The sequence below is a fragment of the Stenotrophomonas sp. NA06056 genome (genome assembly GCF_013364355.1).
Taxonomy (GTDB): Bacteria; Pseudomonadota; Gammaproteobacteria; order Xanthomonadales; family Xanthomonadaceae; genus Stenotrophomonas.
Window position 1 is genome coordinate 146,982 of sequence record NZ_CP054931.1, and the last position, 24,892, is coordinate 171,873.

Consider the following 24,892-nt stretch of genomic DNA (forward strand, 5'->3'; position numbering starts at 1 on the left):
ATGACCCAGGTATTCCGCGAAGCCGTTTCCGTCGAGCAGCTCAATGCTCTCAGCCACAACACCGCCATCAGCACCCTCGGCATCGTCTTCAGCGCCGCTGGCGAGGACTGGTTGCAGGCAACCATGCCGGTGGATGAACGCACCCGCCAGCCGTACGGCATCCTCCACGGTGGCGCCTCGGTGGTGCTGGCCGAAACCCTGGGCAGCAGCGCCGGCAATCTCTGCGTGGATACCGCCAAGCAGATCTGCGTGGGCCTGGAGATCAACGCCAACCACGTACGCGCCGTGCGTTCGGGGACGGTCACCGGCACCGCGCGCGCGGTGCACGTGGGCCGCAGCACCCAGCTGTGGGAAATCCGCATCGAGGACGAGCAGGGCCGGCTGGTCTGCATCTCGCGGCTGACCCTGGCCGTGGTGGCCGCCGGGCACGGTTGAGCCTTGGCGGCAGCAGTAACGGCGGCGGAACCCAGCGTTCCCCGCCGATGGCCGCTGTCAATGAGACTTATGGCCGAATTCGGCTGGCAGCGATGGCAGCCCTCCGGTATCGTGCGCGGATGACTTCCCCCACTCCGGCCCCCCGCGGCGGCGTGGCGCGTGTGTGCCGTTACCTGTACCGCGTACCGCTGCTGTTGGTCCACATCACCGTGTTCCTGCCGCTGATCCTGATCGGCATGCTTCCGCCATGGGGCGAGCTGCGCGTGGGCGACGATACCTTCGGCGCCAAGGTGGTGAACCTGTGGCAGGGCGGGCTGATGTGGATCTTCGGCTTCCGCCTGTCGCGTGTCGGCCAGCCGCTGCCAGGCGCGGTGCTGTTCGTCGCCAACCATGTCAGCTGGGTCGATATCTCCATCCTGCACAGCCAGCGCATGATGGGCTTTGTCGCCAAGCGTGAGATCGCCAGCTGGCCGGTGGTCGGTTGGCTTGCTGCGCGCGGCCAGACCATTTTCCACCAGCGTGGCAACACCGAATCGCTCGGTGGGGTGATGCAGGTGATGGCCGACCGACTGCGCGCCGGCAAGGCCGTGGGCGTGTTCCCGGAAGGGCGTACCCGCGGCGGCCACGACGTCGGCCCGTTCCATGCGCGCATCTTCCAGGCGGCAGTCGAAACCAGCGTGCCGGTGCAGCCGGTGGCGCTGGTCTATGGCCTGCACGGCGATGCACAGACCATCGTGGCCTTCGGCCCGGGCGAGAGTTTCTTCGCCAATTTCCTGCGCCTGCTGGGTGAACCGGCGCGGCATACCGAAGTGCATTTCCTGGAGCCGATCGGCACCCTGGACCTGGAAGGCCGTCGACGCATCGCGGAAACCTCGCGCGCGCGCATCGTGGCGGCCATGAGCGGGGATTGAGGGCATGGTGGCCGTGTTTCCGCCACCGACCCTCGACGCTGATGCGCCGATGCTCACTGCGTCCGACTACCAGCCGCCGCGCTGGCTGCGCAATCCGCACCTGCAGTCGATGCTCAGCTCCAGCCGCATGCGCCTGCAACGTGGCCTGCTGCTGCTGGCCGCCACCGGCGCGGTCAGCGAGGAGCTGATCCTCGATGGTGGCGAGGGCGTGCGGCTGCAGGGCTGGCACAGCCATGTCGAAGGGCGCGAACCGCGTGGCATCGCCCTGCTGCTGCACGGCTGGGAAGGCAGCGCCGAATCCAGCTACATGCGCATGGCCGCTGCCCGCATGCTGGAGCAGGGGTTCGACGTGGTGCGGCTGAACTTCCGCGACCACGGCAACACCCACCACCTCAATCCCGGCATCTTCCACTCCAACCTCATCGACGAAGTGGTGCATGCCGCGGGCGATGTCGCCCAGCGCTGGCCCGATCTGCCGCTGGTTGCGGCCGGCTACTCGCTGGGTGGCAACTTCGTGCTGCGGCTGGCCCAGCGCGCGCCGGCCGCGGGTGTGCCGCTGCAGCACGTGGCCGCAGTCTGCCCGGTGCTGGACCCGGGGCTGACCATGGAGAACATCGAGAACGGCCCGGCGATGTACGACTGGTACTTCCGGCGCAAGTGGGCCGGCTCACTGCGCCGCAAGCGCGATCTGTTCCCCGAACTGAGCGATTGCGACGACCGCGTGCTGAACCTGGACATCCGCTCGCTGACCGCCTGGCTGGTCGAACGGCACACCACGTTTGGCTCGTTGCAGGCCTACTTCGATGGCTACTCCATCGCCGGCGACCGCCTGTCCACGCTGCAGGTGCCCGCAGATATCCTGATGGCGCAGGACGACCCGGTGATCCCCTACGCGACGTTCCGCGATTGGCAGCTGCCGCAGCAGGCGCGGCTGGAAACCGCCTGCTGGGGCGGCCACTGTGGCTTCCTGGAAAACTGGCGCGGCGATGGATTCTCCGAACGCTGGGTCGCACAGCGTCTGCGGCGCGTCCTGCCGGGCTGAACCGGCACCGGTGCTCGGCCCGCTACAATGCGGGTTTGACCTTGAACCGGACGGCCATGCAAGACCAGATCCTCCAAGCGTTGCGCCAGAACGATGCCGGCCAGGCCGTGCAGCTGGCCCAGGCGTGGACCCGTGACGAACCCGGCAAGGCCGAGGCCCACCGCTGGCTGGCGCTTGCGCTGCAGCAGCAGGGCCAGGCCGAGGCCGCGATGGAGGCACTGCAGCAGGCGCTGCAGCTGGCTCCCGATGATGCGCAGCTGCACCTGCAGCACGCCGGCCTGTTGCTGGCGCTGCGCCAGTTCGAGGGCGCCGATGAAGCCCTGCTGCGTACCACCGGGCTGGACCCCAATGCGTTCCCGGCCTACCTGATGCAGGCGCACCTGGCCGTGGGCCGCAATGATTTCGACGAGGCCCAGCGGCTGTCGACCCTGGCCTCGCGGCTGGAGCCGGACCATCCGGAACTGCTGACCATCGATGGCATGGTCGCGCTGCGCCGTGGCGATGCAGACCGCGCGCTGGCGCTGTTGTCGGCGGCCAGCCAGGCGCTGCCGGACGATACCCGCGTGCTGTACGCACTGGGCTTTGCCTATCTGGGCAAGGACATGCTGGCGTTCGCCGAGCAGGCGTTCCGTCGCGTGCTGGCCTTGAACCCGAAGATGTCCTCGCTGCACGGCATGGTGGTGCAGTTGGCACTGCGCCAGGGCAACGTCGAGGCCGCCGCCGAGGCAATGCAGCAGGCGCTGCAGGAGCCGGAGCTGGACGTGCCGCCGATGCGCCGCCTGGCCGGCGAACTGGCACTGCGCAGTGGCCAGCCGCTGCAGGCGCTGGAGCACCTGCTGCCGCTGCTGGAATCGCTGCAGGGTGATCGTCAGGTGCTGCAGTTGCTGCTGATGTCCTGGCAGCGCCTGGGACGCGAAGATGAAGCGCGCGCGCGCCTGGATGGTGCACTGGAAAGCAACGACCAGCTGCATGACCTGTGGCTGGCGCGACTGGCCGTGGAAGACGTCGGCAGTGCCGGCGCGGTGGCCACCGTGGAACGTTGGATGGCAGCGATGCCTGGCCACCTGCCGGCGCTGGAAGCGCGCATGCGCCTGCATGACATGGCTGGCGAGCACGAGCAGGGCGAAGCCGTCGCCGAGCGCATCACCACCCTGGAACCAGGCCGCGTCAGCGGAGAAAGCCGTCGTGTCGAGGGGCTGCTGCAGCGTGACCCGGCCGCCGCCGTGGAGCGTGTGCAGGCCTTGATCGCACAGGCACCGGAGGGACACCGCGCCGACCTGCGGACCTGGCTGGGCGAGATCCAGGACCGCGCCGGGCAGCCGGAGGAAGCGCTGCGTACGTGGATGGCGCTGCAGACCGACCAGGCCTCGCAGCGGCTGCCGCTGCCGCCGCAGGCCAAGGCACCGCCGAGCTGGCCGGAGATGGCCAGCATCGACGAAGCGACGCGTGACAGCGGCTCGGCACCGATCTTCCTGTGGGGCGCCCCGGGTTCGGGCGTGGAGCGCGTAGCGACCGGCCTGGCGGCTGCCAGCCCGGTACTGCGCAGCGACCGTTACACCGCCACGCCACCCGACGATGCCTTCCAGAACTACAACACGCTGCAGGACCTGGCGTCGGGCGTGCTGAGCCCGGAACGCCTGGTCGAGCGCTGGCGCGAACACCTGCCGGCCCGCGGCCTGGAAAGCGACACCGTGATCGACTGGCTGCTGTGGTGGGACAACGCGCTGTTGTGGGCATTGCGCCCGCAGCTGCCGCAGGGCCGCCTGCTGCTGGTGCTGCGCGACCCGCGCGACATGCTGCTGGACTGGATCGCCTATGGTGCCGCTGCGCCGCTGGCGATGACCTCGATGGCCGAAGCCAGCCAGTGGCTGGTGCGTTCGCTGACCCAGATCGCCGCGCTGCACGAGGAGGATCTGTATCCGCACGTGCTGCTGCGCATCGACGACATCGGCAACGATGCACATGCGATGGCCGACCTGCTGGGCCGCGTGTTCGGGCGTCCGATGCCGCCGGCTGCACAGCTGGGCGCACCGCGCCTGCCTGCCGGCCACTGGCGCAGGTATCGCGACGTGATGGGCGCCGCGTTTGCCCAGCTCACCCCGGTCGCGGTGCGATTGGGTTACCCGGAAGAGTGAGGAGCATCCGATGCAACTGAGCAGTCACAGCCTGGTCAACGGCGCGCCGATCGACCGTGAGTTCGCCGCCGGCGATGCCGACGGCTTCGCCCCCGACCGCAACCCGCACCTGGCCTGGAGCGGCGTGCCCGACGGCACCCGCTCGTTCCTGCTGGTGTGCGTGGACCCGGACGTGCCGACAGTGCCGGAGACGGTCGGCCGCGATGACATGAGCGTGCCGCGTGACCAGCCGCGCGGCGATTTCGTGCACTGGGTGATGGCTGACATCCCGGCTTCGGTGCAGGAGATCGCCGCGGGCAGCTGCAGCGATGGCTTCGTAGTGAAGGGCAAGACCGCGCCGGCCGGCCCGGCCGGCAGCCGCCAGGGCCTGAACGATTTCACCGGCTGGTTCGCCGGCAATCCGGACATGGCCGGTGATTACCTCGGCTACGACGGCCCGTACCCGCCGTTCAACGACGAGCGCATGCACCGCTACTTCTTCCGCGTGTTCGCGCTGGACGTCGCCTCGCTGCCGCTGCCGGAGCGCTTCACCGCCGCGGATGCGTACCGCGCCATGCACGGCCACGTACTGGCCGAAGCGGCGCTGCACGGTACCTACACCTTGAACCCCGCATTGGCCTGAGCGGGCAATGTGCTTCTGTAGAGCCGAGCCCATGCTCGGCTGCTTTTCCCGATAGACAGCAGCCGAGCATGGGCTCGGCTCTACAACGCACAACGAAGAAGGGCGACCTCGCGGCCGCCCTTTTCATTTCGCAGGCAGCGGCGCGGGTTTGAACACCAGCACTTCGCCCTTGGCATTGCGCACAACCAATGCGCCGGTGTCGTCCAACGCGAGGGTCGGTGCGGTATCGCGACCGTGAAACAGCGTTTCGGCTCGCCGTTCCTGCGCATCCACCTTGGGATTGAGGCACAGCGCGGTGGTCTGGATGCCGTCTTCCAGGATCAGCCGGTCGTCCTGCAGGTGGTAATGACTGCTGGCCTCGTTGCACAGGTTCAACTCGCTCATGTAGCCGGGCTGGAAGCGCAGGGTGTACGGCTCCCGGCCCCTGACGAACAACGCGTCGATGCGCTTGCCCTGCGCGTCGGTGGCGCGTGCGAGCTGCCACAGATGGGCTTCAAGCTGGTCGGTGGTGGGTGTACTGGCGGCGTGTGCCCTGCTGCCACAACCGATGGTCAGCAACGCCAGTGCGAGCATGTACGTCCGTTTCATGCTGGTCTCCCTGATGCATGTGGGTAGTGCCCGCCGCTGGCCGGCATGTTCCGTAGGTCGCCGGAGCGGTGTGCAGCAGCCGGCCAGCGGCCGGCACTACCCACAATGAAGAAGGGCGACCTCGCGGCCGCCCTTCAAGAGCCAGCCGACTAACAGTCGGCTCTACATCACTTCTCGATGGCCGACTCGACGACCATGTCCAGCACATACGCCTGCGACGGCGCATCGGCCGGCGGGTTCTTCACTTCGTAGCGCTTCACGCGCACCACGTTGCGCACGCCGTCTTCGTGGGTGTAGCCCTCGATGCTGCCGTAGAAGTTCTCGAACGCGCCCGGCTCACCCTGCTTCAGGCCCTTGTCGTCGAACTTCACTTCGCGCACCTGCAGGCACTGGTAGTCCGGGATCATCGGGTGCGAGCACTTCTGGGTCTTCGCAGCCACTTCCAGGAACACGGTTTCGCCGGCGCCGCCATAGCGGGTTTCAGCGGTCGGTTCCGGGTTGAACACCAGCACGTCGCCCTTGGCGGTGGTCAGGGTCAGCACGCCGTTGGCGTCCTGCTCGGCCTTCAGCTCACCCTGCAGGCGGCTCGACACGGCTTCGTCCAGCGCCATCAGCGCCTTGTCGGTGCAGGCCATCATGGTCGAGGCCATCGCGCCCACGGTCAGCTTGCCATCGGCCAGGGTGTAGCCGCCGCCCATGCGGTTGCAGGTGTTGCTGACCGACAGGCGGCCATCAACGAAGTCCAGGGTGACCGGCTTGTCGTCGCGGGCGAACAGCGCATCGATGCGCTTGCCATCGGCCGCAGTGGCCTGCTGCAGCAGCCAGTGCTGGCTCTGCAGGCGCTGCGCATCCAGGTGGGCCAGCGCCTTCTGGTCGCCGGCCTTGGCCGCAGCCGGGGCCAGATCGTCACCACCGGTACCGGCCGGGGCGGGGGTCTGGCTGCAGGCGGCCAGCAGGGCCAGCGGGAGGAGCAGGGTGAGCTTGCGGTTCATGGTGATTCTCCTTGGGGAACCGAGAGGGAAACGGATCGGGGCCGGCAACGGGGTTACCGTGCCCCGGCGCTGTTCAGCTGCCGGAGGGCAACCACAGCAGCAACGCAGCGCCCAGGGCGATGCGGTAAAGGGCGAAGGCCGTGAAGCGATGCGACTTGATGTAGCCCATCAGCCACTTCACTACGACGAAGCCGGTGATGGCGGCGGCAAGGAACGCCACGCCGACATCGGTCCAGTTCTCGCTGGCCAGGTTTCCTTCCTTGGCCAGTTCCAGGAAGGTGTAGGCGCTGGCGGCGAACATGGTGGGAATGCCGACCAGGAACACGAACTCGGCGGCGGCCGCGCGGCGGCTCAAGCCCAGCAGCATGGCCAGGAAGATCGCCGAGGCCGAGCGCGAGGTACCCGGGAACACACCGGCCACCACCTGCGCCAGGCCAACGCCGATGGCCACTGTCCAGGTCACCTGGTCGCGGTCGGGCAGGCGCGCGGTATAGGCCTCCACCAGCAGCATCCAGACGCCGCCGATGATCAGCGCCCACGCCACCGGGCTGACGGTTTCCGGCAGCGACCAGCCGGCCTTGCGCACCACCAGGCCGACCACCGCGGTCACCAGGAAGGCCGCGCCGAGCTTGAACACGTACTCGCGGTTCTCGCGCTGGCCGAAGCCGGTGGCCAGCTGCAGCAGGCGTTGGCGGAACACCAGCACGACGGCCAGGATCGCACCGGCCTGGATGATGATGTTGAAGAAGTCCGAGCGCGCGCCCAGCCAGTGCTGGGCGATCAGCAGGTGGCCGGTGCTGGAGATCGGCAGGAATTCGGTCAAGCCTTCGAGAATGCCCAGCAGCAGGGCGGAGAGCAGATCGGACATGGGCGGTGCGGGCGCGGGCGGCGGAAGAAGCTCGAAAGAATAGACGATCCATGCCGCACCAAACGGGTGCGTCTGGTCATCGGTGCACCCGTTTGGTGCGCATGGTTCTGCACCCCGCTGGGGCAGCGGCTTTGAAATCAACGACTTGTGAAAGCCGAAAAGTTGGCACGGTCATTGCTGTACCTCAGCAGGCATTCATCCCCATCCGAGGTCGTACCGATGTCCGTGGAAACCGTAGAGAAGCTGATCAAGGACAACCAGATCGAGTTCGTCGATCTGCGCTTCGTCGACATGCGTGGTGTCGAACAGCATGTGACCTTCCCGGTCAGCATCGTCGAGCCGTCGCTGTTTGAAGAAGGCAAGATGTTCGATGGCAGCTCGATCGCCGGCTGGAAGGGCATCAACGAGTCGGACATGGTGCTGCTGCCGGACACCGCCAGCGCCTACGTCGACCCGTTCTATGCCGATCCGACCATCGTGATCAGCTGCGACATCCTCGACCCGGCCACCATGCAGCCGTATGGCCGTTGCCCGCGCGGCATCGCCAAGCGCGCCGAGTCCTACCTGAAGTCCTCCGGCATCGCCGAAACCGCGTTCTTCGGCCCGGAGCCGGAATTCTTCATCTTCGATTCGGTCCGTTTCGCCAATGAAATGGGCAACACCTTCTTCAAGGTCGACTCCGAAGAGGCCGCCTGGAACAGCGGCGCCAAGTACGACGGCGCCAACAGCGGCTACCGTCCGGGCGTGAAGGGCGGTTACTTCCCCGTTCCGCCGACCGACACCCTGCACGACCTGCGCGCCGAAATGTGCAAGACGCTGGAACAGGTCGGCATCGAAGTGGAAGTGCAGCACCACGAAGTGGCCACCGCCGGCCAGTGCGAGATCGGCACCAAGTTCAGCACCCTGGTGCAGAAGGCCGACGAACTGCTGCGGATGAAGTACGTCATCAAGAACGTGGCGCACCGCAACGGCAAGACTGTCACTTTCATGCCCAAGCCGATCGTCGGCGACAACGGCAGTGGCATGCACGTGCACCAGTCGCTGTCCAAGGGAGGCACCAACCTGTTCTCCGGCGACGGTTACGGCGGCCTGAGCCAGATGGCGCTGTGGTACATCGGCGGCATCTTCAAGCACGCCAAGGCCATCAACGCCTTCGCCAACTCGGGCACCAACAGCTACAAGCGCCTGGTGCCGGGCTACGAAGCGCCGGTGATGCTGGCTTATTCGGCGCGCAACCGTTCGGCCTCGTGCCGCATTCCGTGGGTGTCCAACCCGAAGGCGCGCCGCATTGAAATGCGCTTCCCCGATCCGATCCAGTCGGGCTACCTGACCTTCACCGCGCTGATGATGGCCGGCCTGGACGGCATCAAGAACCAGATCGACCCGGGCGCACCGAGCGACAAGGATCTGTATGACCTGCCGCCGGAAGAAGAGAAGCTGATCCCGCAGGTCTGCTCCTCGCTGGACCAGGCGCTGGAAGCGCTGGACAAGGACCGCGAGTTCCTCAAGGCCGGTGGCGTGATGAGCGATGACTTCATCGACGGCTACATCGCGCTGAAGATGCAGGAAGTGACCAAGTTCCGCGCGGCCACCCACCCGCTGGAATACCAGCTGTACTACGCCAGCTGACCGGTTGCGATGGCGGTGGGTACCCCCTCCCACCCGCCGCCATCGCCTCCGATCCTTGCGGCTGGGGAGCCGCAATGCGGGCCTTGTGCCCGCCGTGGTAGAGCGGGCCGTTGGCCCGCTGAACTGGCAGAGCGGACCGTGGGTCCGTCGATCCAGGGGCAAGAGAGACCGGATACGCGACATGGGCCGCCCTCCCTCCCGCGTCGGCCGTGCAAGGAGAGAGGCACGGCTGTCCCGGCCCGGTTCGTGTCCGGTGCAACAGCCACGGCCATCACCACGATGGCCCGTGGTTGCCTGATGCCATCGCGCGTTGGCGCGCTGGCCCCATCCACCATCGGGACATGCGCATGAAACTGATCTCCGCCATCATCCGACCGTTCAAGCTCGACGAGGTCCGCGAGGCCTTGTCCGATGCCGGCGTGTCGGGCATCACCGTGACCGAAGTGAAAGGCTTCGGCCGCCAGAAGGGCCACACCGAGCTGTATCGCGGTGCCGAGTACGTTGTCGACTTCCTGCCCAAGATCAAGATCGAAACCGTCGTCACCGACGAACGTGCCGACGCGGTGATCGAAGCGATCCAGTCGTCTGCCGGCACCGGCAAGATCGGTGACGGCAAGATCTTCGTCACCGCTGTCGAGCAGGTCATCCGCATCCGCACCGGCGAAATCGGCGCCGACGCGCTGTAAGCCCCCTTCCGGAGACTCCCCCATGAAGATGCGCCTTCTCACCGGGTGGCAAGCCCGGTTCCATCTGGTGTGCCTGCTGATGCTGTTCAGCGCGTTGGCCGCCGGTGTCTGGCCAGGCAATGCACATGCCCAGGCCCAGGTCACGCCGCTGCAGAGCGAGGCCGTGGCCGTCGAGCCCCTGCAGGACCCGACTGCCGCTGCGCCGGCGGCTGCCGAAGCGGTGGCTGCGCCCGCCTACGACCATGGCGACGTCGCCTGGATGCTCACCTCCACCCTGCTGGTGCTGCTGATGGTGGTGCCGGGCCTGGCCCTGTTCTACGGCGGCCTGGTGCGTTCGAAGAACGTGCTGTCGGTGCTCAGCCAGATCCTGGTGGTGTTCTCGCTGGTACTGCTGCTGTGGGTGGCCTATGGCTACAGCGCCGTGTTCAGCGCCGGCAATCCGTTCTTCGGCTCGTTCACCGAGTTCGCCTTCCTCAAGGGCTTCACCCCGGAGTCGGTCGGCAACACGCCGATCAAGGGCCTGCCGGATTACCTGTTCGTCGCCTTCCAGTCGACCTTCGCCGGCATCACCACCGCACTGATCGTCGGTGCCTTTGCCGAGCGCATCAAGTTCCGTGCGGTGCTGCTGTTCTCGGCGCTGTGGTTCACCCTCAGCTACATCCCGATGGCGCACATCGTCTGGGGCGGCGGTTACCTGGGTGAGCTGGGCGCGATCGATTTCGCCGGTGGCACCGTGGTCCACATCAATGCGGGCGTGGCTGGTCTGGTGGCCGCGTGGTTCGTCGGCAAGCGCTTGGGCTATGGCCAGACCGCGCTGAAGCCGCACAACGTGCCGTTCACCTACATCGGCGCGATGCTGCTGTGGGTCGGCTGGTTCGGCTTCAATGCCGGTTCTGCCGCTGCAGCCGACACCGTCGCCTCGCTGGCCTTCCTCAACACCGTGCTGGCCACGGCCGCAGCGGTGCTGGGCTGGACGCTGGTGGAAGCCATCAGCAAGGGCAAGCCGTCGGCACTGGGCGCGGCCTCGGGTGCGGTGGCGGGCCTGGTCGGCATCACCCCGGCCTGCGGCACCGTCGGTCCGCTCGGCGCGATCGTCATCGGCTTCGTCGCCGGCGTGGTCTGCGTCTGGGGCGTGACCGGCCTCAAGCGCCTGCTGAAGGTGGACGACACCGCCGACGTGTTCGGTGTGCATGGCGTGGGCGGTATCGTCGGCGCGATCCTCACTGGTGTGTTCAGCGCGCAGTCGCTGGGCGGCACCAAGGCCGATCTGGATATCGGCCACCAGGTGTGGGTGCAGGTGGTCAGCGTCGGCCTCACCGTGGTCTGGTCGGCGGTGGTGACCGCGGCCATCCTCCTGCTGGTCAAGGTGGTGGTCGGCCTGCGGGTGACCGAGGAAGCAGAGCGCACGGGTCTGGACGTGACCTCGCATGGTGAATCGGCCTACGAGGCCTGATGCATCTACATGGTGGGTGCCGACCGTTGGTCGGCACGGTCGGTGGCCCAGCCACGCATGGCGTGGCGCTACTGCTCTGGTAGGTGCCAAGCTTGCTTGGCACTGTTCCTGCTCAGGTGGGTGCCGACCGTTGGTCGGCACGGTCGGTGACCCAGCCACGCATGGCGTGGCTCTACTGCATCGTCCGGGCTTATCACGCACAATCAGGCCATGCACCCGATCCGCACGTCCCTGATGCTCTCGGCCTGCCTGCTGCTGGCCGCCTGTGCCTCCACGCCGCAGGAAACCCGCAATCCGCTCGCCACCTGGGTGCCGTCACCCAACCAGAACGCGCGCACGCCGGTCATCATCGTCATCCACCACACCGAGCAGAAATCGGTGCAGCAGAGCCTGCATACGCTGCGTACCGCCAACAGCGGCGGACGGGTCAGCGCGCATTATCTGATCGGTGCCGATGGCCATCGCTACCAGCTGGTGGCCGATGAGCGCCGCGCTTGGCACGCCGGTTCCGGGCGCTGGGGCACCATCACCGACCTCAACTCCGCGTCCATCGGTATCGAGCTGGACAATGACGGCCGTACACCCTTCAGTCCCGTGCAGATCGAATCGCTGATCCTGCTGCTGCGCGACCTCACTGATCGGCTGAACATCCCACCGCGGCAGGTGATCGGCCACGCCGACCTGGCGCCGACGCGCAAGGAAGATCCCAGCCGCTTCTTCCCGTGGCAACAGCTGGCCGACGCCGGTTTCGGGGTGTGGCCGCGCGCCGCCGACGGTGCTGCGCCGGAAGGCTTCGATGCATGGGCCGCGCTGGCGCGCTTCGGTTATCCGCTCGACAACCGCGAAGCAGCGGTTCGAGCATTCCACCGTCGCTTCCGTGGCAGCGACACACTACCGAAAACACTCGACGCCGAAGACGCGCGCATCCTGCATTCGCTGTTGCTGCAGACGCCATGACCAGTAGCGCCGGGCCACGCCCGGCGAGCGCGAAGCGCGGCCTCGGTTGGGAACCGCCGGGCATGGCCCGGCGCTACCCGCCTTCCATGCCCAACGCTTCGCGCAGTGCTACCACGTGCGCGCGGCCAACAGGCAACTCGCTGCCGTCGCTCAACACCAGCCAGTAGCGGCTGCCTGAGGCCGCGTGCAGGGTGCGGATCTGGCGCAGGTTGACCAGGTAGGAACGATGGCAGCGGACGAAATCCGCAGGCAGCACGCTGGCCAGCGCGGCCAGGGATTTGTCATGCAGTTCACTGCCACCGTCGCGCAAGCGCACCTGGCTGTAGTCGCCGTCGGCGCGGATCCACAGCACGTCCACCAGTTCGACGGTCGCTGTACCCTGCGCGCGCCAGATGCCCAGATACCGCGCGCGACCGGCGCGGACGCCCCCGGTGTCGAGCAGCCGTTCCAGCGCCTGGGCAAGGCGCTCGCGTGAGAAGGGCTTGGGTACGAAGTCGAGTACGCCGTGTTCGAACGCCTGCAATGCGCGCTCGCGGTGTGCCGACACCACCACGCACTGGTAGCGCCCGGCCACGGCGCGGCGCAGCAACTCGAAGCCATCGTCGCCGCCCAGGTTGAGGTCCAGCAGCAGGCCGTCGTAGACGCTGCGCTGCAAGCGGTCGCCGGCCGCTTCCAGATCGGCCACCGCATCGAAACGCGCGCGTGCACCGGCCACCTCGCTGCACAGGCGCAGCAGGCGCTGTCGCACCAGCGGCTCGTCCTCGACGATCAGGATGCGCATGTCAGCTCGATCCGGCCGCACCAGTGGTCACCGTCGATGCCCTGCACGAAGCTCCAGCCGGCGGGGCTGGCTGCCGCCAGACTGGCCTCGATGTAGCGCGTGCCGGTGCCACGTCCGCGATGCGGGGCCGAGCCTCGCGCACTGTGCAGTTCCAGTATCCAGCGCGCGTTGTCGCGCTGCACGCGCAGGCGGAACGGGTGCAGTGCACAGGCGACAGCACCGGCATGGGTCAGTGCATTTTCCACCTGCGCATGCAGGACGCCGGGCGGCAACGAAATCGCCGCATCCTCGCCCTCGACGTCCAGCATCATGCGCCGGTCCAGAGCAAGACCGACGATATCCAGATGGCTGCGGCACAACGCCAACTCGTCCTGCAGGGGCACGCTCTGGCGGCTGCTGCTGTCGCGCAGGCGATCGAACTGATCAGCCAATGACTCCACCAGGCGGCTGGCGCGCATCGGCGACTGCTCGATCAGCTCCTGCAGGCAGGTCAGCGTGTTCATCAGCCAATGCGGCTGGATACCCCGTTGCAACAACTGCAGCGAAAGCCGCGCGCGCTCTTCGCGCAGCCGGGCGTTGTGCCGGTCCAGCGCCTGCAACTGGGCAGCGTGGCGCAGTAGCAGGAACACCATCAGCACCGCCAGCAGCAGGAAGTAAGGGCCATCAAGGAAGGCACCGCGTGCGACCAGCAGCGCGAGCAGGCCGGCAGACAGCAGCGCCAGGATCGGCCATCGGTCTTCCTGCCCCGCAGGCGTGCGCAGCAGCACCCACACCGAGGCCAGCAGGCTCAACAGCAGCACCGCCGCTGAGCGAGTGTCGAAGCCGGGCAATGCGATGGCCGCGGCCATGATCAGCGCCAGATAGATGAAACCACCTGCCTTGGGCACGGCCACCTCGAAGCGACGCGCAAGATAGGCTGGCAGCAGCAACGCTGCGGCCACATGCAGGGCCAGCAGCGCGACCAGGCGAACGCCGTGCCACGGGTAGGTGTAGCCCAGCAGTGATCGCCACGCCTCGACCGCGGGCAGTGCAAGTCCCACCACCCCCAGCGCCAGCAGCAGGCGCGCGCCGGGCTTGTGCGCCTGGCCGCGCAGCACCGCCAGGAAGTACAGGCACGCTGCCGCCAGCGCACCGGTGGCGAAGGCGGCGATCAGCCACGGCAGGATCACCTGGCCGTACAGCACGGCGGCAGGCGCGATCAGTACCATCGCATCGGCACCATGTAGAGCAAAGCGTTGCCGTTTGCTGGACGCAAGCACCACCAGCTCATCGCTGGCGTTGGCCGAAGGAGGCGGCAGCACGCGGACGATGTCGATGCGTCCCGGCCGTTCTTCTTCGGCGGTACGGCCGACCACGCCATTGCTGATCCACGGCGTGCCATTCCAGTACAGCTGGCTGGCCGCGCGCAGCGACAGTCGCAGGGCGCGGCCGTGATCACCGGCGACAGCCGGCGCAGGCACATGCCAGCGCAGCCAGTACGGGCCGCGCCAGCGCGCCAGCGCGCGTTGGTCCAGTGGCTGCCAGGCCAGGTCCTGCGGCGGTCGCGTCGGCAGGGGGCCGGATGCTCCGAGGTTCGCAGGTGCCATCTCCGCCCCGCGCAGCTGCACCATTCCGGGCGGGGGCGCCGTCGCGATCAGCCACGCGGCGACGGCCGCAAGCAATACAACGAGGACAGCCAGGGTTCGTAGGATCTGCATGGCGGCCATCGTATCGGCAGCGCGGAGACATTGGGCTGCCGTCTGGAGACGTTCGGCAGACGGACGCGTCCGCAACGCGGCGAGGGAGCAGATGCTGGCGGCGCACATCCTTCCATCGGAGCCCAACATGACCCGCAGCGCCTGTACCTCCTCCAGCCGTTTCCAGGTTCGTCGCCCTGTCGTGGCCGCCACCCTCGCCGCGCTCAGCCTGGCCCTGGCCGCGGCCCTTCCCGCGCAGGCCAGTCCGGCGGCGCTGGCCTTCGAGCCCTACACACTGCAGACCAAGGGCCATGGCGATATTCCCGCCGAGATCGCCACGCTGGAGGTGCCGCGTCGGCACAGCGAGCCGGACGGTCCGCGCCTGCACCTGAAGGTGGTGCGCCTGCGCGCGACGGCCGGCAATGGCCGCGCGGCACCGGTGGTCTACCTGGCGGGTGGTCCGGGTGGTTCCGGTATCGACACTGCACGGGGTCCGCGCTGGCCGGTGTTCGACCAGGTGCGGCGCGAATCCGACGTGCTGCTGCTCGACCAGCGCGGCGCCGGCCAGTCCGAGCCGCCGCCGGAATGTCCCCACGAAAGCCGATTCGACGACGCGCAGCCGCTGCAGCGCGATGCGGCGTTGGCCGTGCTGCAGGCGACGACCGCCAAGTGCGTAGCGTTCTGGCGGCAGGCTGGCGTGGACCTGGGTGCCTACACCACGGCCGAGAGTGCCGGCGACCTTGACGATCTGCGGCGCGCGCTGGACGTGCCGAAGATCAGCCTGTGGGGCATGAGCTACGGCACCCATCTGGCCTTGGCCACGGTACGCCTGCATGGTGGCGGTCTGGAGCGCGTGGTGCTGATGGGGTCCGAAGGTCCCGACGATACGCTGAAGCTGCCGCTGAGCAGCGACGCGCTGCTGCAGGAGCTGGCGGTGCTTGCGCGCAAGGATGGCTTCGACGATCTCGCCGGATCGGTCACCCGCGTGCTGCAGGCGCTGCGCGAGCAACCGCGGCAGGGCCGCAGCCACATGCATGAGGGCAAGCAGGTCACCATCGGCCTGTACGACGCGCAGATCGTCATCGCCAACATGCTGGGGCAACGCGTCCCCCAGCAATGGCTGCCGTTGGTGCTGCGTGAGGCCGAGCGCGGCAACTACGACCCGCTGGCAGATATGGTGCTGATCGGGCGCGCCCAGTTCGCGAAGTTCCCGGCCATGGGTCTGGCGATGGACGTCGCCTCCGGGCAGAGTCCGCAGCGCCGGGCGCTGGCCGAAGCACAGGCACGCCAGAGCCTGTTCGGTGACGGGCTGAACTTCCCGTTCCCGGCCATCGGCGAAGGCCTCGGTCTGGCCGACCTGGGTGAGGGCTTCCGCAGCCCGCTGCACAGCGAGGTGCCGGTGCTGTTCATCAGCGGCACGCTGGATGGTCGTACGCCCCCGGCCAATGCCGCTGCACTGCTGCCGGGGTTCAGCAACGGCCACGCGCTGCTGGTGCGCAATGCAAGCCACCACAACGAGCTGTGGACCGGCAACCCCGCCATCGCCCGCAGCATCGTCGATTTCCTCGCCGGCCGCGTCGTGAACGACACCGTGCTGGACGTGCCGCCGCCGGTGTTCGCCACCCACAGCAGTGAGTTGCTGGGCGGCAAGCGATAAGGCCCGTCGTGTGGCGCAGGATGCGATCCCGGTCCTGCGCCACGCCCGATTGCACTACATTGGGGCAATGACTGACCTCATCGCCCCCTTCAACCGCACGTGCTGGAGCCTTCTTGCGCTTGCCGTGCTTGCTGGTTGTTCCACCACCGGCACCCGTCCCGAATTGCCTGCCGCCGCAAAGCCTGCGGCCACCTACGCCAAGGTCGCCTGGAGCACGTTGCCGGCCGTATCCGATAGCGACCTGCTGGCAGGTTTCGCCGCCTGGCGCAGCAGCTGCACCCGGCTGAAGAACGATGCGACCTGGGCCAGGCCCTGCGCGACCGCCGGCACCGTGTCCGACAAGGACGCCAGCGCGATCCGCGCATTCCTGCAGCGCGATCTCGATGTCTATTCCCTGCGCGCCGGTGGCCATCGCGCCGACGGCCTGATCACCGGTTACTACGAACCCATCTACCCGGGCAGCCTCACCCGTACCGCCACGGCGACCGTGCCGGTGTACGGCACCCCCGATGATCTGGTGGTCGTGCAGCTGGACAGTGTCTATCCCGAATTGAAGGGCAAGCGCCTGCGCGGTCGCGTGGAAGGCAAGGTACTCAAGCCCTACGACGACGCCGGCAGCATCGCCAGCAAGGGCGCCAAGGCACCGGTGCTGGCCTGGCTGACCGATCCGATGGACCTGCAGCTGCTGCAGATCCAGGGCTCGGGCCGCGTGCGCCTGGCCGATGGCAAGCAGGTGCGGCTGGCCTATGCCGAGCAGAACGGCCATCCCTATCGCGCGATCGGCCGCTGGCTGGTGGAGCAGGGCGAGCTGAAGAAGGAAGACGTCACCATGGATACGATCCGCGCATGGGCGAAGGCACATCCGGCGCGCGTACCGGAGCTGCTGCGCAGCAATCCCAGCTATGTGTTCTTCGTGCGCAGCCCGGACAGCCCGGAAGGCCCACGTGGTTCGTTGAACGTGCCGCTGACCGCCGGCTACAGCGTGGCGGTGGATCGCACCGTGGTGCCGCTGGGCAGCCTGCTGTGGCTGTCGACCACGCGCCCGGACGGCACGCCGGTGGTGCGCCCGGTGGCCGCGCAGGATACCGGTGGCGCCATTGCCGGCGAGGTGCGCGCCGACCTGTACTGGGGTAGCGGCGATGCCGCCGGCAAGCTGGCCGGCGACATGAAGCAGCAGGGCAACCTGTGGATGCTGTGGCCGAAGGGCGTGGCGTTGCCGGCCGCTGCCCACTGAGCCGTTGTGGAAGGCGGCCGCTTCGGCGACCGCTGGGCTGGGGGATAATGGCGCCCTTCCGATCTCTCCGGCCGCACCTGCGGCCAGGACAAATGCAATGACCTACGCAAAGAACAACCCAAAGAACACCGCAAAATCCAGCGCCAAGAAGTACTACAAGCACTGGGCCGAATCCGGCCTGGGCAAGGGCAACGTGCTGATGGAAGCCCGTGGCGAGAAGATCGTGCGCCAGGTGGAGATCTACGGGGCCAAGTTCGTGTGGGCCGATGAAACCGGCCAGAGCGATGACCGCTTCGTGCTGGCTGACCAGCCGGTGTCGTTCATGGATTTCGATGAAGATGACGAGATCACCGCGCGCGAGTTTGAAATCGCCTGGAAGAAGGCCCGGGAAGGCACCGGCTACCCCGTCTAAGGCCGAGGGGCCTGCAATCATCGGATGGCTGGCGAAATCGAAATGTTATAAAGTTTCATTTCTCGCCTTCCACCCGCCTCCCGATGAAGACTTCCACGCTGGTGGCCGCGCTCGCGGCCGCCCCGTTCGCCCCTGAAGCATTCGCCCAGTCCGCCGACGCCGCGCTCACCCTGGGCAAGGTCGATGTGCACCAGCACAGCGAGGGGCAGCTGAGCGCGCATCAGGTGCTGACCTCGGTGGACGTGCTGGGCGCGGACCAGATCGAAAGCCGCAATGTGTCGCACAGCTGGGAACTGCTCGGGCAGATGCCCGGCATCCAGCTGACTGAGACCCGGCAGGGTGCCGAGTCGGGCAAGGTCAGCTTCCGCGCCTTCAACGGCGAGGGTTACCTCAATGCCATCAAGACCCTGATCGACGGCATCCCCAGCAACGTCAACAGTGGCAACCAGCGCTTCATCGACATGCTGTTTCCGCTGGAAATCAGCTACATCGAAGTGGTGCGCGGTACCAACGACCCGCGCTACGGCCTGCACAACATCGGCGGCAACGTGAACTTCGGCACGCGCCAGGGCGGCACCTACACCGACGCGCGACTGGCCTATGGCAGCTACAACACCCGCGATGCGCAACTGGCAGTGGGCCGCGAAGCCGACGGATTCGCGCAGAACTACTTCGTCGGTACCCAGGCCAGTGACGGCTACCGCGATCACGACAGCTCGAAGAAGTACTCGCTGGGAGGCAAGTGGTTCTTCGGTTCGCTGGAAGACGGGTTGCGCATCGGCCTGACCGCACGCGCCTATCACCACGAGGCCGACGAGCCGGGTTTCATGACGGCAGAAGAATTGCATGCGGGGCGCCGCCGTAGCGACCTGCGCAACGCCAATGATGGTGATGACCGCGACATGCGCCAGTTCGCCGCGCACCTGGACATGAAGCTCAGCGACGCGCTCACCTTCGGCACGCGGCTGTACTACAACCGCTACGAAGACGACCGCCGGGTGACCTTCAGTGATCTGCCCACCGGTAGTCTGCCGCGCCAGCGCCGCCTGTGGGACGAGCGCCAAACGGGCCTGCTCGGCACGCTCACCTGGAAGGCCAGCGCCACCCTCACCGTCGAAGGTGGTGTGAACTACGAACAGCAGGACAACGGCTACATCCGCGAGCGCTACGCCTACGCCGAACCCACCGATTTCAGCCGTCCTCCGGCACGCGTGCAGAACAACGATCGTCACAGCTTCGACAACTGGGGTACCTACGTGCAGGCCATCTACCAGCCGGCCGACGCCTGGAAGATCGTGCCGGCCTACCGCGTGGACCGTTTCAGCGGCCACACCCGGCTGATGAACGGCATCACCGGCCGCCTGCAGGATTACGGCAGCATCGGCCAGCCCAAGCTGAGCGTCATCCACAGCCTGGGTGAGCACACTCACGTCTATGCCAACTGGGGCCGCACCTTCCAGGTGCTGACCGGTTCCACCGCGCCGGCCTACCTCACCGCGGGGCAGGCGCCGATGCAGCCGTCCACCAACACCGGCATGGAGCTGGGCCTGAAGTTCCAGCCTTTTGCCGGCAGCCAGGCCCGCCTGGCGGTGTGGCAGCAGGATGCAGAAAACGAAGTGTCCAACATGCCAGCCACCGGCACGACCGTCACGCTGGGCAAGACCCGCCGCCGCGGTGTGGATATGCAGATCAGCGCGCAGTTGGGAGACGCGTGGACGCTGTGGGCGTCGCATGCCTACCAGGAGGCGAAGATCACCCGCGACGACCGCGCCCCCGGCGTGTCCCTGCAGGGGCGCGAAGTCGCGGCCACGCCGCGTCACATCAGCAACCTCGGTCTGGACTACCAGGCCAGCGATGCCCTGCAGCTGGGCCTGCAGGCGCGTGCGCAGGGCGACTACTACCTGGAAGAGCGCAACGTGGCCGGCAAGTTCGGCGGCTTCGCCGTGCTGGACCTGAGCGCGAAGTACCAGATCACCCCGGCGTGGAGCGTGGACCTGCAGCTGAAGAACGTCACCGGCCGCGAGTACGCCTACGCCTGGTACGACAGCTTCTTCTGGGACAGCGCCCGGCCGATGTTCTCGCCCGCCCCGGGCCGCAGCGTGTTCGTCGGCCTGAACATGAAGCTGTAACCCGCAACGCCGGTAGCGGTCGAGCTTGCTCGACCCGCGCGGACTCACGCCACCGCGTTGTACGGTTCGATGCGGGCCAGCACGTCGGCCAGTCTCTCCTTGGTCATCGCAGCATCGAAATCGGCCTGCAGGCCGATCCAGAACTTGTCGGACACACCGAAGTAGCGGGACAGGCGCAGCCCGGTATCCGCCGTCACGGCACGATGGCCAGTGACGATCTCGCCGATACGGCGCTGCGACACGCCGATCGCCTTGGCCAGGCGGTACTGGGTGATGCCCAGGGGCTCCAGGAATTCGTGCATCAGGATCTCGCCGGGAGCGGGGTAGGGGACGGTTCGCATGAGCGCGGCTCCTTCAGTGGTAATCGATAATTTCAACTTCGGCGGGCCCCTCTCTGGTCCACACAAAGCACATCCGGAACTGATCATTGATGCGGATGCTGTACTGGCCCTGCCGGTCCCCCAGCAGCGATTCCAGCCTGTTGGCCGGCGGTATCCGTAGATCTCGCAGATCGACCGCCACATTGAGCATGGCCAGCTTGCGCAGGGCGACGGCTTCAATGCGATGCCATCTCGCTACGCGCTGGCCCTCGAACAGCGCCTGCGTACGCCTGCAGGCAAAAGACTGGATCGGCATGATGGTAACGCGAGTCGATAGTATCGTATGTCGTTAGTATCTGGGGAGCAACCCCGTTGGTGAAGTCCCGGGCGCGACGGCTGGCGACGCATTCGCTGTGATCCGATGCCGGACCCAATTTTTGCACTACATTGGTGCAATGTCCGACCCCACGCCCCCGCCGTCCCTCGATGCCCTCGGCACGCCGCTGGCCTGGTCCGGGCCCGATGGCCGAATTGCCGGCTGCAACCCGGCCTTCGCGCGCTGGCTGGGCGTCAGCGGCCGGCGCCTGCTGGGCCAGCCGTTGGCCGCGTTGGAAGTGCAGGGTGAGGCGCTGGCCCATTTCCTGGCCCGCGACGAGCGCGACAGCCTGCGCCTGAACCGGCTGGCGTTGGCCTTGCCCGGCGAGGGGGCGCGCTTTGCCGAAGGCTGGATGAGCCGCCGCGACGATGGCGGCTGGCTGCTGGAGGCGCATCCGGTCGATGAGTTTCCCGGGCTTGACCCGACCCAGGCCCTGCCCAGCGCGCTCAGCGCGGCGCTGAAGGGCCTGGCGCATGAGCTGCGTAATCCGCTGGCCGGGTTGAAGGGCGCCGCACAGCTGCTGGCCCGCCGCGCCGCGCAGCGCGATGCCAGCGAACGTGAGCTGATCGATCTGATCGGCTCGGAGATCGAGCGGCTCAATGGCCTGCTGGAGCAGCTGCTGTCACCGGCACCGGCCGCACCGCATGCGGCGCTGAACATCCACGCCGCGTTGGAGCGTGTGCTGCGTCTGGCCGAGAACGAGGCCGGCTGGGCGGTGCGCCTGCAGCGCGATTACGACCCCAGCATCCCCGAATTCGACGGCGACGCCGACCGCCTTACCCAGGCGGTCTGGAACCTGGTGCGCAATGCCATCCAGGCCGGCGCCGGCAACATCACCCTGCGCACCCGCGTTGAACACGGCGTGCGCATCGCCGAACAGCTGCACACCCTGGCATTGCGCCTGGAAATCGCTGACGACGGCCGTGGCGTGCCCGAGGAACTGGCCGAACACCTGTTCCTGCCCTTGGTCAGTGGTCGCGCCGAAGGCACTGGCCTGGGCCTGGCGCTGGCCCAGCAGGTCACGCGCGAACATCGCGGCACGCTGACCTACCGGTCGCGCCCGGGGCATACCGTTTTCACCCTGCTGCTGCCGATCGGCAACGGCACCGCCACCGCCGAGGAGGCCCCGCGCGATGTCTGAGTCTTCCTCGTCCCCGCCGTGCATCTGGGTGGTCGACGATGACCGCGCCGTACGCTTCGTGCTGTGCACCGCGCTGCGCGAGGCCGGCTACCAGGTGGTCGACTTCGACAGCGCTGCTCCTGCATTGAAAGCGCTGGCCGAAAGCCCGCCACCTGCGCTGCTGTTCACCGACGTGCGCATGCCCGGCGACGATGGCCTGGTGCTGCTGGACAAGCTGAAGGCCGCGCTGCCGCAGTTGCCGGTGGTGGTGATGTCGGCGTACACCGATGTGGCCAGTACCGCCGGCGCGTTCCGTGGCGGCGCGCATGAGTTCCTGTCCAAGCCGTTCGACCTGGACGATGCGGTGGCGCTGGCCCAGCGCGTGCTGCCTGCGGTAGCGCCGGCCATGGCCGCGCCCACTCCGGCTGCAGACGCATCCAGCGACCAGCCGCCGCAACTGGTGGGCGACACGCCACCGATGCGCGCGCTGTTCCGCGCCATCGGCCGCCTCGCGCAGGCGCCGCTGGCGGTGCTGATCATCGGCGAGACCGGCACTGGCAAGGAGCTGGTGGCCAATGCGCTGCACCGCGAGTCGCCGCGTGCACAGCAACCGTTCGTCGCGCTGAACACCGCCGCGATCCCCGCCGAGCTGCTGGAAAGCGAGCTGTTCGGCCACGAGGCGGGTGCGTTCACCGGCGCGCAGCGGCGCCACATCGGTCGCTTCGAGCAGGCCAACGGCGGCACCCTGTTCCTCGATGAAATCGGCGACATGCCGCTGCCGCTGCAGACGCGCCTGCTGCGCGTGCTCGCGCAGGGCGAATTCTTCCGTGTGGGTGGACGCGAACTGATCCGCGTCGATGTGCGCGTGGTCGCCGCCACCCACCAGGATCTGGAAGGCCTGGTCGCGCAGGGAAAATTCCGTGCCGACCTGCTGCACCGCCTGGACGTGGTGCGCCTGCAGCTGCCGCCGCTGCGTGAGCGCCGCGAGGACATCGCGCAGCTGGCCACCACCTTCCTGGCCGCTGCCGCACGCAAGCTCGATACGCCGCCCAAGCGCTTGACCGCGGCTGCATTGCAGGCGCTGCGCGAGCATGACTGGCCAGGCAACGTACGCGAGCTGGAAAACGTGTGCTGGCGCATGGCTGCACTGGCTGCCGCAGACACGATTGGCGTGGCCGATGTCGATACCGCGCTCAACCGCACCCGCAGCCGGCGCAGCAGCACGGCCGCCGGCGATCCGGGCCAATGGGAAGCGCTGCTGTCCGAATGGGCACGCCGGCAGCTGGCCGAAGGCACTGAAGGCCTGCATGCGCAGGTACGCGAACGGGTCGACCACGCCCTGCTGGAGGCCGCGCTGCAGATCACCCATGGTCGTCGCGCCGAAGCCGCCGCGCGGCTGGGCCTCGGCCGCAATACGCTTACCCGCAAGCTGGGCGCCGGGCGCCGTCGCGGCGGCCATTGAACGATGCCTGCACGCGATCCTCGCACCCACTTGCCGAACTGTTGATCCTCCATGGACGATGCCGTCCGTAGTGTTACCTGCAAGGAGTCCTCGATGCGCTTGTCCTTCGCCCTTCTGCCGCTGTCCGCCGCCGTGCTCCTGTCTGCCTGTGGCAGCGCGCCGAAGAAGCCGCAGCCCACACCGCCTCCGGCAACGGTGGTCAGCACCGCCAAGCAGGCCGAAGCCAATCTGGCGCCTGCCTCGGCCAGCATCGTCAGTGGCCGCCTGGCGTTGATGGTGGAACCTGGCGGCGTGCACCTCACCGGTCTGGTGGGCGGCCTGCAGCCGATGCAGCAGGCCGGTTTCCACATCCATGAGCGCGGCGACTGCAGCGCGGTGGACGCCAGCAGCGCCGGCAACCACTTCAATCCCGCCGGTGTCGCGCACGGTCGTGCCGGCAGCGGCAAGCACCACCTGGGCGACATCGACAACCTGCAGGCCGATGCGCAGGGCCGTGCCAACGTCGATGTGCATCTGAAGGGCGTTACTCTGGGCGGAGGCGCCGCCACGGATATCGCCGGACGTGCACTGGTGGTGCATGCCAAGGCCGACGACTATCGCAGCCAGCCCGCCGGCAATGCCGGCGTCCGCATCGCCTGCGGTGTGATCCGGGTAATCCGCTGATCACGCCACCGGCATTTTCCAAGGAGCGTTTCCATGCGTCTGATCCACACTTCGCTGTTCGCCGCCATCGCCGCACTGGGCCTGGCCGCCTGCAACCAGCAGTCGGCAGCACCGGCCACCGAAACTCCGGCGGCCACCCCGGCCGAAGGCACGGCCGCCCCGGCTGAGCCGGCTGCCGCCCCGACAGCTGCCACCGAAACCTCGGCCACTGCCGAACTGGCACCGACCCAGGGCAATGAAACCAAGGGTTCGATCACCTTCAAGCTGGTCGACGGCAAGGTCCACGCATCCGGCCAGATCACCGGCCTGAAGCCGGGCAGCGAGCACGGCTTCCACATCCACGAGAAGGGTGATTGCAGCGCACCGGACGGCATGAGCGCCGGCGGCCACTTCAACCCGGGCAAGCAGGACCACGGCAACGTGGCCACCGATCCGCACCACGGCGGCGACATGCCCAACATCAAGGCCGATGACAAGGGCGTAGCCACCATCGATGGCCCGGTGTCGAGCAACGTCAACATCGGCAAGGGTGACGATTTCGACATCATCGGCCGCGGCCTGATCGTCCACGCCGACGCGGACGACTACAAGACCCAGCCGACCGGCAACGCCGGTGCACGCCTGGCTTGTGCAGTGATCAACAAGGCCCCGTAAGAAACAGAAAACGCCGGCGCAAGCCGGCGTTTTTCTTTGCATCGCTTCCTGTAGAGCCGAGCCCACGCTCGGCTGCTCTTCCGGGGCCCT

Annotated in this window: 24 protein-coding genes; 17 read left to right on the top strand and 7 right to left on the bottom strand. The window is 67.6% G+C overall.

Translation table 11 applies throughout. The annotated features are described in order from the left end of the window. From HUT07_RS00590 to HUT07_RS00610, 5 genes are all read left to right on the top strand, one after another. Window positions 1-435 (top strand): hotdog fold thioesterase, encoded by a 435-nt coding sequence (locus tag HUT07_RS00590; RefSeq protein ID WP_176019267.1) that lies wholly within the window; start codon window positions 1-3, stop codon window positions 433-435. Window positions 436-554: 119 nt separating this feature from the next. After that, window positions 555-1,346: a lysophospholipid acyltransferase family protein gene (locus HUT07_RS00595; RefSeq protein ID WP_176019268.1), complete on the top strand. Its 792-nt coding sequence runs from the start codon at window positions 555-557 to the stop codon at window positions 1,344-1,346. A 7-nt stretch (window positions 1,347-1,353) separates the two neighbouring features. Beyond that, a complete protein-coding gene (locus HUT07_RS00600; protein WP_176022447.1) occupies window positions 1,354-2,388 on the top strand; it encodes an alpha/beta fold hydrolase in 1,035 nt (344 codons plus the stop codon). 56 nt (window positions 2,389-2,444) lie between these two features. Continuing rightward, complete coding sequence (locus HUT07_RS00605; protein WP_176019269.1) at window positions 2,445-4,523, top strand: tetratricopeptide repeat protein; 2,079 nt, start codon at window positions 2,445-2,447, stop codon at window positions 4,521-4,523. A 10-nt stretch (window positions 4,524-4,533) separates the two neighbouring features. Next, complete coding sequence (locus HUT07_RS00610) at window positions 4,534-5,145, top strand: YbhB/YbcL family Raf kinase inhibitor-like protein (protein ID WP_176019270.1); 612 nt, start codon at window positions 4,534-4,536, stop codon at window positions 5,143-5,145. A gap of 123 nt (window positions 5,146-5,268) precedes the next feature. On the opposite strand, the gene HUT07_RS00615 is transcribed toward HUT07_RS00610, so the two are convergent. The 3 genes from HUT07_RS00615 to HUT07_RS00625 all read right to left on the bottom strand — a co-directional run bounded on the left by HUT07_RS00615 (window position 5,269) and on the right by HUT07_RS00625 (window position 7,593). Then, the gene (locus HUT07_RS00615; RefSeq protein ID WP_176019271.1) at window positions 5,269-5,733 is read right to left on the bottom strand and encodes an META domain-containing protein; all 465 of its coding nucleotides are present in this window, start codon (window positions 5,731-5,733) and stop codon (window positions 5,269-5,271) included. Between the two features lie 167 nt (window positions 5,734-5,900). Next, window positions 5,901-6,725, bottom strand: a complete 825-nt coding sequence (locus HUT07_RS00620) for an META and DUF4377 domain-containing protein (protein WP_176019272.1) — start codon at window positions 6,723-6,725, stop codon at window positions 5,901-5,903. A 73-nt stretch (window positions 6,726-6,798) separates the two neighbouring features. Then, complete coding sequence (locus tag HUT07_RS00625; protein WP_176019273.1) at window positions 6,799-7,593, bottom strand: undecaprenyl-diphosphate phosphatase; 795 nt, start codon at window positions 7,591-7,593, stop codon at window positions 6,799-6,801. 219 nt (window positions 7,594-7,812) lie between these two features. Here HUT07_RS00625 and glnA point away from each other — a divergent pair, with 219 nt between their 5' ends. From glnA to HUT07_RS00645, 4 genes are all read left to right on the top strand, one after another. Further along, on the top strand, window positions 7,813-9,222 hold the full coding sequence (gene glnA / locus HUT07_RS00630) for a type I glutamate--ammonia ligase (RefSeq protein ID WP_176019274.1): 1,410 nt from the start codon (window positions 7,813-7,815) through the stop codon (window positions 9,220-9,222). Window positions 9,223-9,569: 347 nt separating this feature from the next. Then, a complete protein-coding gene (locus HUT07_RS00635; RefSeq protein WP_004134334.1) occupies window positions 9,570-9,908 on the top strand; it encodes a P-II family nitrogen regulator in 339 nt (112 codons plus the stop codon). 22 nt (window positions 9,909-9,930) lie between these two features. Next, complete coding sequence (gene amt / locus HUT07_RS00640) at window positions 9,931-11,361, top strand: ammonium transporter (protein WP_176019275.1); 1,431 nt, start codon at window positions 9,931-9,933, stop codon at window positions 11,359-11,361. Window positions 11,362-11,571: 210 nt separating this feature from the next. Further along, the gene (locus tag HUT07_RS00645; RefSeq protein ID WP_176019276.1) at window positions 11,572-12,318 is read left to right on the top strand and encodes an N-acetylmuramoyl-L-alanine amidase; all 747 of its coding nucleotides are present in this window, start codon (window positions 11,572-11,574) and stop codon (window positions 12,316-12,318) included. 73 nt (window positions 12,319-12,391) lie between these two features. On the opposite strand, the gene HUT07_RS00650 is transcribed toward HUT07_RS00645, so the two are convergent. After that, window positions 12,392-13,099, bottom strand: a complete 708-nt coding sequence (locus HUT07_RS00650; RefSeq protein ID WP_176019277.1) for a LytTR family DNA-binding domain-containing protein — start codon at window positions 13,097-13,099, stop codon at window positions 12,392-12,394. Further along, window positions 13,087-14,685 carry a sensor histidine kinase gene (locus tag HUT07_RS00655; RefSeq protein ID WP_254898789.1) on the bottom strand — a complete coding sequence of 533 codons (1,599 nt, stop codon included), beginning with the start codon at window positions 14,683-14,685 and terminating at the stop codon, window positions 13,087-13,089. The genes HUT07_RS00650 and HUT07_RS00655 overlap by 13 nt, the downstream gene beginning before the upstream one ends. 238 nt (window positions 14,686-14,923) lie before the next feature. Between HUT07_RS00655 and HUT07_RS00660 the strand changes: the two genes are divergently transcribed. From HUT07_RS00660 to HUT07_RS00675, 4 genes are all read left to right on the top strand, one after another. After that, on the top strand, window positions 14,924-16,432 hold the full coding sequence (locus tag HUT07_RS00660; RefSeq protein WP_176019279.1) for an alpha/beta hydrolase: 1,509 nt from the start codon (window positions 14,924-14,926) through the stop codon (window positions 16,430-16,432). Between the two features lie 67 nt (window positions 16,433-16,499). Then, window positions 16,500-17,666: an MltA domain-containing protein gene (locus HUT07_RS00665; protein ID WP_176019280.1), complete on the top strand. Its 1,167-nt coding sequence runs from the start codon at window positions 16,500-16,502 to the stop codon at window positions 17,664-17,666. A gap of 97 nt (window positions 17,667-17,763) precedes the next feature. Next, window positions 17,764-18,078: a hypothetical protein gene (locus HUT07_RS00670; RefSeq protein WP_176019281.1), complete on the top strand. Its 315-nt coding sequence runs from the start codon at window positions 17,764-17,766 to the stop codon at window positions 18,076-18,078. Window positions 18,079-18,161: 83 nt separating this feature from the next. Continuing rightward, entirely contained in the window at window positions 18,162-20,207 is a 2,046-nt protein-coding gene (locus HUT07_RS00675; protein ID WP_176019282.1) for a TonB-dependent receptor, read from the top strand. 44 nt (window positions 20,208-20,251) lie between these two features. Here the strand turns inward: HUT07_RS00675 and HUT07_RS00680 are convergent, their stop codons facing one another. Next, window positions 20,252-20,548 carry a HigA family addiction module antitoxin gene (locus HUT07_RS00680; protein WP_176019283.1) on the bottom strand — a complete coding sequence of 99 codons (297 nt, stop codon included), beginning with the start codon at window positions 20,546-20,548 and terminating at the stop codon, window positions 20,252-20,254. Window positions 20,549-20,561: 13 nt separating this feature from the next. After that, the gene (locus tag HUT07_RS00685) at window positions 20,562-20,843 is read right to left on the bottom strand and encodes a type II toxin-antitoxin system RelE/ParE family toxin (protein WP_176019284.1); all 282 of its coding nucleotides are present in this window, start codon (window positions 20,841-20,843) and stop codon (window positions 20,562-20,564) included. Window positions 20,844-20,982: 139 nt separating this feature from the next. Between HUT07_RS00685 and HUT07_RS00690 the strand changes: the two genes are divergently transcribed. The 4 genes from HUT07_RS00690 to HUT07_RS00705 all read left to right on the top strand — a co-directional run bounded on the left by HUT07_RS00690 (window position 20,983) and on the right by HUT07_RS00705 (window position 24,802). Then, complete coding sequence (locus HUT07_RS00690; protein WP_176019285.1) at window positions 20,983-22,044, top strand: ATP-binding protein; 1,062 nt, start codon at window positions 20,983-20,985, stop codon at window positions 22,042-22,044. After that, complete coding sequence (ntrC, locus tag HUT07_RS00695) at window positions 22,037-23,485, top strand: nitrogen regulation protein NR(I) (RefSeq protein ID WP_176019286.1); 1,449 nt, start codon at window positions 22,037-22,039, stop codon at window positions 23,483-23,485. The genes HUT07_RS00690 and ntrC overlap by 8 nt, the downstream gene beginning before the upstream one ends. 93 nt (window positions 23,486-23,578) lie before the next feature. Next, complete coding sequence (locus tag HUT07_RS00700) at window positions 23,579-24,148, top strand: superoxide dismutase family protein (protein ID WP_176019287.1); 570 nt, start codon at window positions 23,579-23,581, stop codon at window positions 24,146-24,148. A gap of 33 nt (window positions 24,149-24,181) precedes the next feature. Beyond that, a complete protein-coding gene (locus HUT07_RS00705; protein ID WP_176019288.1) occupies window positions 24,182-24,802 on the top strand; it encodes a superoxide dismutase family protein in 621 nt (206 codons plus the stop codon). Window positions 24,803-24,892: the final 90 nt, after the last annotated feature.